The organism is Rugamonas violacea (genome assembly GCF_016461825.1).
Taxonomy (GTDB): domain Bacteria; phylum Pseudomonadota; class Gammaproteobacteria; order Burkholderiales; family Burkholderiaceae_D; genus Rugamonas.
This window is the reverse complement of the sequence record NZ_JAEMNU010000086.1, coordinates 1-4,989: the sequence shown is the minus strand read 5'-3', so window position 1 is coordinate 4,989 and position 4,989 is coordinate 1. Positions and strand designations below refer to the sequence as shown.

The following is a 4,989-nucleotide window of genomic DNA, read 5'->3' as shown; positions in this document are numbered from 1 at the left end:
CCTTAGCAGGTTGTAAGAATAAGAATTATGTGTCGCCTGAGTTGTTGAGACATGCTTCATTACCCATTCTTTACCGATACTTCTTCCCAATTTTTGAGCGCCGCCGCCCCGTCGGGAGCGCGCGCTCGTACAAGTCAATGCCTGATGACCATAGCAAGTTGGTACCACCCCTTCCCATCCCGAACAGGACCGTGAAACAACTCTGCGCCGATGATAGTGCTGCAACCAGTGTGAAAGTAGGTTATCGTCAGGCTAGTTATTCTAAAAAACCCCACCAGTGATCCGGTGGGGTTTTTTTTCGTCCACACATTATCTACTAGTTGCAACGTTGCCCGATGTGACACTTGTTCCAAACTTGAACATATGTCGCAGAACTCGGCGCTCAGGATGGCGCGCCGGCGCCACAGAAAAGCCCACATTCCCCCTGTAGCCCCCTGCCAGCCACGTTTCCGCCTGCTGCGTTGGAGCTGGCACGACACTTGCGAAAAGAGTCATGTGCCTGACCCGACCCCCGTTTCCCAAACGGCTCATAACCAAAGCAGAAAGAGGACGACATGAATCTTGCGGACATCAGCAAACTGGGTGTAGCCAATCCCTTCAAGCCACGATACGACAATTACATCGGCGGCAAATTCGTCGCCCCGGTCAACGGCAACTATTTCGGCAATATCACACCGATCACCGGCCAGGTCTTTTGCGAGGTGGCCCGTTCCACCGCCGAGGATATCGAACTGGCGCTGGATGCGGCGCACGCGGCCAAGGCCGCCTGGGGGAAAACCTCGCAAGCTGAGCGCGCCAACATCCTCAACAAGATCGCCGACCGTATGGAGGCGAACCTGAGCTTGATCGCGACCGCCGAGACCATCGACAACGGCAAACCGATCCGTGAAACCATGGCGGCCGACATCCCGCTGGCGATCGACCACTTCCGTTATTTCGCCGGCTGCATCCGGGCTCAGGAAGGTTCGGTCGCGCAGATCGATTCAGAGACCTATGCCTACCACTTCCACGAGCCACTCGGTGTGGTCGGCCAGATCATCCCTTGGAATTTCCCTATCTTGATGGCCGTGTGGAAGTTGGCGCCGGCGCTGGCCGCCGGCAACTGCGTGGTACTGAAGCCGGCCGAGCAGACCCCGGCGTCGATCATGGTGCTGGTCGAGTTGATCGGCGACCTGCTGCCGCCCGGCGTGCTCAACATCGTCAACGGCTTCGGTCTGGAGGCGGGCAAGCCGCTGGCCTCGAACAAACGCATCGCCAAAATCGCCTTCACCGGTGAGACCGGCACCGGCCGGTTGATCATGCAGTACGCGGCGCAAAACCTGATCCCTGTCACCTTGGAGTTGGGCGGCAAATCGCCGAATATCTTCTTCGAGGATGTGATGGATGCCGACGATGACTTTTTCGACAAATGCCTGGAGGGTTTCGCCATGTTCGCGTTGAACCAAGGCGAGGTGTGCACTTGCCCGTCGCGCGTGCTGATCCAGGAGTCGATCTACGACAAGTTCATTGAGCGCGCCCTCAAACGCGTCGCCGCCATCAAGCAGGGCAATCCGCTCGATGCCGCGACAATGATTGGTGCCCAGGCCTCGCAGGAGCAGTTGGAGAAGATCCTGTCCTATCTCGACATTGGCCGCCAAGAAGGCGCGCAGCTGCTGGCCGGCGGCGAGCGCAGTCAGCAGAGCGGCGACCTGGAGGGCGGCTACTATGTGCGCCCCACCGTCTTCAAGGGCAACAACAAGATGCGCATCTTCCAGGAGGAAATCTTCGGCCCGGTGGTCTCGGTCACCACTTTCAAGGATGAGGCCGAGGCGCTGGAAATCGCCAACGACACCTTGTACGGTCTGGGCGCCGGCCTGTGGACGCGTGACGGCTCGCGTGCCTTCCGCGTCGGCCGCGCCATTCAGGCCGGCCGCGTTTGGACCAATTGCTATCACCTGTATCCGGCCCATGCCGCGTTCGGTGGTTACAAGCAATCCGGCATCGGCCGTGAAAACCACAAGATGATGCTGGACCACTACCAGCAGACCAAGAATCTGCTGGTGAGCTACAGCCCCAAAGCGTTGGGTTTCTTCTAATCCCTGTGCGCCCCGTCGGCCGTGCGGCGGGGCAGCCGAAAGGTTTGCCATGCACCACGCTATCGCCCGCGTCACAGCCACCGCCGCCGCGTTGGAACTCATCGCGCGCCTGCGCCAGCAACACGGCCCGCTGATGTTCTTCCAGTCGGGCGGTTGCTGCGACGGCAGCACACCGATGTGCTACCTCGCCGGCGAATTCAATATCAGCGACACCGATGTCTACCTCGGCAATCTCGACGGCGCGCCTTTCTATATGGGATTCGAGCAGTTCGAGTACTGGGCGCACACCCAATTGATTATTGATGTCGTCAGTGGAAACGGCGGTATGTTTTCGCTCGACAACGGCACCGGGCAACGCTTTCTGACGCGCTCGCGCCTGTTCAGCGATGAGGAATTGGGCTTGCTGCCGAGCGCCGAGAGGGGCGCGCGCGGAGCTTGAGCGGCGCGCCGCCGCAGGAAAAGATTGAGCTGCGTTCAGGAGTCAAGGGGCGAGATACCCTCTCCAGCCTGAACGTTTTATTGACGGCTGCGGCCGTCATTTTTTTTGCCCCGCCCACCCCGGCCGGCGCCGCCTATTTCAGACTGGGCACCTTGCGGTAGATGGTGTTGCGCGATACGCCCAAGGCGCGGGCGGTGGCCGAGACGTTGCCGCCATGGGCGGCGAGCGACTTGAGGATGGCCGACTGTTCCATCTCCTCAAGGTTGGCGACGGTGGTGGCGATTTCTTGCGCCGGCGCGGTGGCGCCGGCAGCCGGCGTCAAGTCGATATCGTCGAGGAAGTCGTCGGGCATGTGGCGTTGGCAGATCTCGTGCTCGTCGCCGGCCATGATGATGGCGGTGCGCAGCAGATTGGTCAGTTGGCGGAAGTTGCCCGGCCACTTGTGCCGATGGAACAGATCCAGTAGCTCGGGTGAAACGCGGTACCGCTCGCTGCTCGACTCGGCGGCGAGGATTTTCTTGACCACGGTCTCGAGGTCGGTGCGCTCGCGCAAAGGGGGCAGTTTGACGACCAAGCCGTTGAGGCGGTAGTACAAGTCCTCGCGGAACAGTCCCTTGGCCATGCGCTCGCGCAAATTGTGGTTGGTCGCGCAAATGAGTTCGACGTTGACGGGAATCGATTTTGCGCTGCCGAGCGGCGTCACCATGCGCTCTTGCAGCACGCGCAGCAGACGCGCCTGCAGGCTAAACGGCATATCGCCGATTTCGTCGAGGAACAGGGTGCCGCCGTTGGCCTGCAGGATGCGGCCGATCGCGCCCTTCTTGCGCGCGCCGGTGAAGGCGCCGTCCTCGTAGCCGAACAGCTCCGACTCGATCAGGGTCTCGGGAATCGAGGCACAATTGACGGCGACGAAGGGGTTTGCCGCACGCGGCGAATCGTTGTGGATGGCCTGGGCCAGCAGCTCTTTGCCGGTGCCGGTTTCACCCATGATCATGATCGGGATGTCGTGGCCGAGCACTTTGCCGACCTTGTCGATCACCAATTCGAGTTGCGGATCGCCGGTGCGCAGGTAGCGCAGGCCGGACAGGCGGCGCGCGGCGCTGGCGGCATGGCCGGCGGTGGCACCGCAGGCGGTCGACGGTGGCGGGGCGCTTGTCTCGGTGGCGGCCAGCGATTGCTGGAACACGCTGCTGGAGAGGCGCAATTGGGCGCGGCCGAAGACCCGCACGCCGCTGTGCAGACACAGATTGAGCAGGCCGGGCGAGGCGGCGCGATAGTGTTCGTACAGCGACGAGACCGGCAAGCCGAACAGGGAGCTGAACGTGTGCGATTGCAGCGCCGCATAGGACAGGCCAAGTTGGAATAGGCCATTGCGGTTGGCTGAGAGGAAGCGGCCGCCGGGACTGAATGAGGCGATGCCCTCCATCAGCGTGCCGATGAATTCCGGCCTGGCATGGAAGTGGATGGTGATCGCGTCTTCGAAGGTGGCGGAAAACAGTTGGTTCTCGATCATCAGCGCGGACATGCGCACCAGGGCCATGGTGTGCTTGTGGAAGCTGCGCTGGTCGCCGGAGACGTCGAGCACGCCGACCACCTTGCCTAAGTGGTCGGTGATCGGCGCGGCGGAACAGGTTAGGAAATGGTTGACGGACAGGAAGTGCTGTTCCGCGTGGACCAGCGCCGGCGCCTTTTCGGCGATGGCGGTGCCGATCGCATTGGTGCCTTTGCTGGCCTCCGACCAGGCCACGCCCGGTTGCAGGGCGACACGGTTTGCTTTCTCCAGAAAGTCGTCATCGCCCAGGGAGTGGACGATGACCCCATTGGCGTCGGTCAGGATCACCATATTGTGCGTATTGACGATCTGCTGGTACAGCGTCTCCATGGCCGGTATGGCATGGGTGTGCAGCAGGCGATTTTTTTCGATCAGGAGGGCGAGGGCGTCCGGGCGTAGCGGGCTGAAGTCGGCCGCGCTGTCTGCCGCCAGACCGTAGGCCAGCGAGCGTTGGTGCGAGGTTTCGATGATCAGCGGCATATTGTCGGCCCATCCCGCCGCCCTGGGTGTGCAGGTTGCCGGCACATGCTGGATGCTCAGATCTTGAGCTGTCTGTCGATGCATAGTTGTCTCGTCTCTTGAATGAGGCCGCGTTCTATGCGTGGCCTTCTTGTCAGCGCAGGTGTTCCATAATGTAGCATCTGTGCAGAATGCGGGCAAAACAAAGCGGGCTGCGGTGTGTGGCCTGTTGCTGCACGGGGTAAGTAGCAAGCTTGGTGCCAGGAGTGTAAATAGTCCTTGTACGACAGCTATGCCTTTGCTATAGTTCGCCTCCCCGCAAACGGAGCACGCAAAACAGCGCAGTGCAGAGTAAGCGGGGAGAAAAAGAAGGTTGACGAAATGGCCGAAACGCTGCATACTCTTCCTTCTTCGCAACTGACAAACAAAACGCTTTGTCAAGGGTTCAAGGCCCGGTTGCAGGC

4 protein-coding genes and 1 rRNA gene are annotated in these 4,989 nt (G+C 60.9%); 4 read left to right on the top strand and 1 reads right to left on the bottom strand.

Translation table 11 applies throughout. The annotated features are described in order from the left end of the window. The first annotated feature begins 140 nt into the window (after positions 1–140). From rrf to H7U20_RS17490, 3 genes are all read left to right on the top strand, one after another. A 5S ribosomal RNA gene (rrf, locus tag H7U20_RS17500) occupies positions 141–253 on the top strand. Between the two features lie 301 nt (positions 254–554). Then, on the top strand, positions 555–2,075 hold the full coding sequence (adh, locus tag H7U20_RS17495; RefSeq protein WP_199760433.1) for an aldehyde dehydrogenase: 1,521 nt from the start codon (positions 555–557) through the stop codon (positions 2,073–2,075). Positions 2,076–2,124: 49 nt separating this feature from the next. Next, the gene (locus H7U20_RS17490) at positions 2,125–2,514 is read left to right on the top strand and encodes a DUF779 domain-containing protein (protein ID WP_199760432.1); all 390 of its coding nucleotides are present in this window, start codon (positions 2,125–2,127) and stop codon (positions 2,512–2,514) included. Between the two features lie 133 nt (positions 2,515–2,647). Here H7U20_RS17490 and H7U20_RS17485 read toward each other — a convergent pair whose 3' ends face one another. Beyond that, positions 2,648–4,546: a sigma-54-dependent Fis family transcriptional regulator gene (locus tag H7U20_RS17485; protein ID WP_199760434.1), complete on the bottom strand. Its 1,899-nt coding sequence runs from the start codon at positions 4,544–4,546 to the stop codon at positions 2,648–2,650. A gap of 258 nt (positions 4,547–4,804) precedes the next feature. Here H7U20_RS17485 and H7U20_RS30360 point away from each other — a divergent pair. Next, positions 4,805–4,989, top strand: a 185-nt coding sequence (locus H7U20_RS30360; RefSeq protein WP_233410854.1) for a hypothetical protein, incomplete at its 3' end; no start/stop codon positions are given.

What these genes read in the sequence shown, in the direction of transcription:
- adh (WP_199760433.1), top strand. Translation starts at nt 555, where the DNA reads ATGAATCTTGCGGACATCAGCAAACTGGGTGTAGCCAATCCCTTCAAG.
- H7U20_RS17485 (WP_199760434.1), bottom strand. Translation starts at nt 4,546, where the DNA reads ATGCCGCTGATCATCGAAACCTCGCACCAACGCTCGCTGGCCTACGGT.
- H7U20_RS17490 (WP_199760432.1), top strand. Translation starts at nt 2,125, where the DNA reads ATGCACCACGCTATCGCCCGCGTCACAGCCACCGCCGCCGCGTTGGAA.